At 68.4% G+C, this 4,936-nt stretch carries 4 protein-coding genes; 2 read left to right on the top strand and 2 right to left on the bottom strand.

What is annotated here, in order from left to right; translation table 11 throughout:
• Window positions 1-121 precede the first annotated feature (121 nt).
• Window positions 122-736 (bottom strand): TerB family tellurite resistance protein, encoded by a 615-nt coding sequence (locus ETD83_RS39350; protein ID WP_138650310.1) that lies wholly within the window; start codon window positions 734-736, stop codon window positions 122-124.
• Window positions 737-999: 263 nt separating this feature from the next.
• On the opposite strand from ETD83_RS39350, the gene ETD83_RS39345 reads away from it, so the two are divergent.
• Entirely contained in the window at window positions 1,000-1,602 is a 603-nt protein-coding gene (locus ETD83_RS39345) for a lytic polysaccharide monooxygenase auxiliary activity family 9 protein (protein WP_138650308.1), read from the top strand.
• A 367-nt stretch (window positions 1,603-1,969) separates the two neighbouring features.
• Window positions 1,970-3,514: a long-chain-fatty-acid--CoA ligase gene (locus ETD83_RS39340; RefSeq protein WP_138650306.1), complete on the top strand. Its 1,545-nt coding sequence runs from the start codon at window positions 1,970-1,972 to the stop codon at window positions 3,512-3,514.
• 59 nt (window positions 3,515-3,573) lie between these two features.
• On the opposite strand, the gene ETD83_RS39335 is transcribed toward ETD83_RS39340, so the two are convergent.
• The gene (locus tag ETD83_RS39335; protein ID WP_138650305.1) at window positions 3,574-4,821 is read right to left on the bottom strand and encodes a cytochrome P450; all 1,248 of its coding nucleotides are present in this window, start codon (window positions 4,819-4,821) and stop codon (window positions 3,574-3,576) included.
• Window positions 4,822-4,936 lie beyond the last annotated feature (115 nt).

The raw sequence follows: 4,936 nt of genomic DNA, 5'->3' as shown, positions 1-4,936 counted from the left end.
CCGCCAGCTCCGCCGAAGCCATGTTTTTTTTTTTTCAGGCAGAAGACGGCATACGGGATGGCTTAGGGTCTCGTGGGCGCGGAGATGTGTACAAGCGGCAGGCCGGGGGCGGGGCGGCGGCTCAGTGGCCGGACTCCTGCCGGGCCAGGGAGATCACGCCGGTCACCTGGACGCGGGTGAGCTGCAGGTCGGCGCCGACGGCCGACAGCGTCTCCTCCTCGGAGACGGTGAGCGGGCCGTCCACGAGGGCGATCTCGGCGGCGGCGCGCAGGATGCTCTCGCGCGCCTCGGGTGCGAGGGCCGAGGCGGCGCGGCCCATCTCGACGCGGACCTCCTCGAACGGGCGGCCGAGGTCGGCGTTCAGGGCGGCGTCCTCGTAGGCGGGCTCGCCGGCCTGCCGGACGACGGCGACGGCGCGCGAGCGGGCGGCCGCGTTGGTGTAGTCGCCGGAGCGCAGGACCTGGGCGATGGCCATGCGCAGGAGCATCGCCGGCATCTGGGCGAGCTGCGCGGTGGTCGGCACGTCGAGGACGCCGGGGTTCCAGCGCCCGTGGCACGTGTCGCACTCGATGAACTCGCTGCCCGTCTTCGTCAGCGGGATGACGGGGATGAAGAACAGGGTGAAGAAGTTGCGTCCCTGCCGTCGCCGGTAATCGCGGTCGCCGCCGCAGTCGGGGCAGTGGAAGATTCCCCTGGTCAGGGTGAAGAACACCACCCGCCAGCCGAAGATGATCAAGATCGCGCGCCTTTCTCGGTGAAGCCGCACATCGTAACGGTGCAAGGGCCGGGATGTGGTGAGACTTCGCAGCGGGTCCGGAGGGCCGCAATCCGGACCGGAATCGGGGGTTGACGCGATGGGCGTCCATCCCTCATCCTCGATCTAATAGGAAGGTTTCCTATAAGAACACCTTCCGGCTCCCACCGTAACACCGTCCATCCGTCCGACCGTGGCAACCGACTCCGAACAAGGTCGCCTCCACCCCCGCCAGGAGACCGAGTATGCCCGCCAAACTCCGTCCTCCCCGAAAACGGACGCTCGTCCTCGCGGCCGTCGCGTCCGCCGGGCTGACCGTGGCGACCGCCACGCCCGCCCTCTCGCACGGCTACACCAACGCTCCCATCAGCCGTGCTCTCTTCTGCAAGCAGGGCGTCGCGAAGAACTGCGGCGGCGCGCAGCACGAACCGCAGAGCATCGAGGGCCCGAAGGGGTTCCCGGAGCGCGGGCCCCGCGACGGCACGATCTGCGGCGGGGGCGGGTTCGCGCCGCTCGACGACCCGCGCGGCGGTCAGTGGCCCGCGAACAAGCTCACGGCCGGCCAGTCCTTCACCTTCAGGTGGACGCTCACCGCCGCACACGCCACCACGTCCTGGCGGTACTTCATCACGAAGGACGGCTGGGACCCCACACAGAAGCTCACCCGCGCCGCACTGGAGCCGCAGCCCTTCCTGCAGATCAACGACGGCGGCAAGCGGCCGCCGAACAACGTCTCCCACCAGGCCACGCTGCCGAACAAGCAGGGCAGGCACCTGATCCTGGCCGTTTGGGACATCCACGACACCGGCAACGCCTTCTACCAGTGCTCGGACGTGGAGTTCAGCTGACAGACCATCCTCCGCGGGCCGCGTCGCTCTCCGTCGCCCGCACCTGAGGGACCGGGCGGGACCGCGCTCCCGCCCGGTCCCTCCTTCTTTCGGGCCCTTCTTCTTTCGAGCCCTTCTTCTCATTCCGGGGCCTTTTCCCCTTCCTGGGCCTCCCGTCCCCCTGCCCTCTCGTCTCTCGCGCCTCCCGTCTCCCGAGCCTCTCTCTCCCCGGCCCTCCGCTTCCCCGCCCCCTCGTTCCTGTGCCTTTCCCGCATTTCCCCAGCCCAGGGGATGGCGCGGGCGGAGGCCGATGGAGCAGGATGTGCGGAACGGTTCGTACACTCACCGGTAACTAACCGGCCGGTCACCATTCCGCGCGAGGAGTGCCATGCTCAACCTGTCCGTGCTGCTGGAGGACGCCGCCAGGGAGACGCCCGATCGGGACGCGGTCGTGTTCGGCGACATCCGGCTCTCCTACTCGTTCATCGACTCGGTCGCGAACCAGGTCGCGAACCTGCTGCGGTCGCGCGGCGTTCAGCCGGGCGACAAGGTGGCCCTGTCCTGCCCGAACCTCCCCTACTTCCCGATGGTGTACTTCGGGGCGCTCAAGGCCGGCGCGGTGGTCGTCCCGCTGAACGTCCTGCTCAAACCGCGGGAGATCGCCTACCACCTGGACGACTCCGACGCGAAGGCGCTGTTCTGCTTCGAGGGGACGCCGGAGCTGCCGCTCGGCCAGATGGGACACGCCGGGTTCGAGCAGGTCGAGAACTGCGAGCACCTCTTCCTTCTGCCGGCGGACCTGGCGGCTGCCGAGTCGCCCATCGAGGGGGCCGAACTGTTCTGGGCGGCACTCGCCGGGCAGCCGAACACGTTCGAGACCGAGCAGACGGAGCCGAACGACACCGCCGTCATCATCTACACGAGCGGAACCACAGGTCAGCCGAAGGGCGCGGAGCTCACGCACAACAACCTGCTGGCGAACGCCATGGTGGACGACACGCTGTTCTACCGGACGACGCACGACACGTCGCTGGTGACGCTGCCGCTGTTCCACATCTTCGGGCAGACGTGCGTGATGAACGTCGGGCTCTACCGTCGCGCGACGCTCGTCATGCAGGCCAGGTTCGACGCCAGGCAGGCCGTCGAGCTGATGGTCAAGGAGAAGGTGAACGTCTTCGCGGGCGTCCCGACGATGTACTGGGGGCTGCTGACCGACGACACGTCCGACGAGGACATCGCGACGATCCGGGAGAACCTGCGGGTCGCGGTGTCGGGCGGCTCGGCGCTGCCCATGGAGGTCCTCAAGGGGATCAAGCAGAAGTTCGGCGTGGACATCCTGGAGGGGTACGGCCTGTCGGAGACGTCGCCGGTGGCGTCGTTCAACCGTCCGGACCGTCCGACCAAGCCCGGGTCGGTCGGCCTGCCCGTGTGGGGCGTCGAGATGAAGCTGATCGACGACGAGTGGAAGGAGATCGAGGGCGAGGGGCCCGGGGAGATCGCCATCCGCGGGCACAACATCATGAAGGGCTACTACGGCCGTCCGGACGCGACCGCCGCCGCGATCAAGGACGGCTGGTTCCGCACCGGCGACGTGGCCCGCCGCGACGACGAGGGCTACTACTACATCATCGACCGCTCCAAGGACATGATCATCCGGGGCGGGTACAACGTGTACCCGCGGGAGCTGGAAGAGGTCCTGATGACGCACCCGGACGTGTCGCTGGCCGCGGTCGTGGGCATCGAGCACCCGTCGCACGGCGAGGAGATCAAGGCGTACGTGATCCGGACACCCGGCGCCGCCGTCACCGAGGACGAGCTGGTCGCGTGGGGCAAGGAGCAGTTCGCCGCCTACAAGTACCCGCGGATCGTGGAGTTCCGGGACGAGCTGCCGATGACCGCCACCGGCAAGATCCTCAAGCGCGAGCTGCGCTGACGCGCCCGGCGGGCCCGGCGGCCGGGCGGCGACGCCGCCCGGCCTGGTGGCCGCACCCGTCAGAACGTGTAGAGCAGGCGTTTGATGCCGTTGATGAAGCTCGACTCCAGACGCTCGGGCTCGCCGGACGCGCGGATGCCTGGCGTCCGGCGCAGCAGCTCGCGGAACAGCACCGTGATCTCACGCCTCGCCAGGTGCGCGCCGAGGCAGAAGTGCGGCCCGGGCCCGCCGAACCCGACGTGCGGGTTCGGGTCGCGGAGGATGTCGAACTTCTCGGGCTCGGTGAACACGGACTCGTCGCGGTTGGCCGACCAGTAGTACAGGAGCAGCTTGTCGCCCTCCTTGATCTCGTGCTCGTTGAGCGTGGTGTCGCGGGTGGCGGTGCGGCGCATCCAGATGACGGGCGACACGTACCGGACGATCTCCTCGACGGCACCGGGGATGCGGGCGTCGAAGTCCTCGGTGAGCAGGGCCCGCTGGCCGGGGTCGTGGGTGAACAGGTCGAGGCCGTGGGCGATGGCGTTGCGGGTGGTCTCGTTGCCGGCGACGACCAGCAGGATGAAGAACGAGCCGAGTTCCTGGTCGGTCAGCGACTCGCCGTCGATGTTGGCGTTGACGAGGGCCGAGGTGAGATCGTCGCCCGGGTCCTTGCGGCGCTGCCGTCCGAGCTCCTCGACCAGCCCTTTGAGGGTCTCGCCCGCGCCCAGCAGCGCCATCGCGACCTGCTCGGGGTCGTCGGACGGGAGGTACTCGGCGTCGTTGCCCGCGAGGATGACGTTGGTGGCGTCGAAGACCGTCCGGTAGTGCTCCTCGGCGATGCCCATCATGTCGCAGATGATCTTCAGTGGCAGCCGGGCGGCGATGTCCGCGACGAAGTCGCCCGTGCCACCGCCCGCCGTAACGTTCTCGATGATCTGGGCGGCGACGGCCTCGACCTGGTCCTCGAACCGCTGGATCATGCGCGGGGAGAACGCCCGGGATACGATCCGCCTGATCTTGGCGTGCCGGGGATCGTCCATGCTGATCATCGAGCCGAAGTACTCGTGCAGATCGCCCGGCATGTCCCAGATGCTGGTGGCGCCCTTGCCGGAGCAGAAGTCCTCCGGGCGGCGGGACGCCTCGACGACGTCGGCGTGCCTGGTCAGGGCGTAGTACCCGGGACCCTGCGGCACGATGACGATGTCGGGTTCCTCGAAACGCACTAATTCGGGATGCCAGCGCAGGGCTTTGAACGCCTCATGGCGGTACTCGTGCGGACGCCGCCAGAACTCCCAGTCGGTCAGGTCGATGTCGTTGACCCTGAGCACCTGCCCACCACCTCACAGCTTCCGACCCTTGATCCGGTTCACCGGCAGCCTCTCAAAGGTAGAGCGACAAGCGCACCATGATCGCCCCGGTGACCCACCTCACACTCCCCCACGG

The organism is Actinomadura soli, from assembly GCF_005889715.1.
Taxonomy (GTDB): domain Bacteria; phylum Actinomycetota; class Actinomycetes; order Streptosporangiales; family Streptosporangiaceae; genus Spirillospora; species Spirillospora soli.
This window is presented reverse-complemented; position numbering and strand designations above follow the sequence as displayed.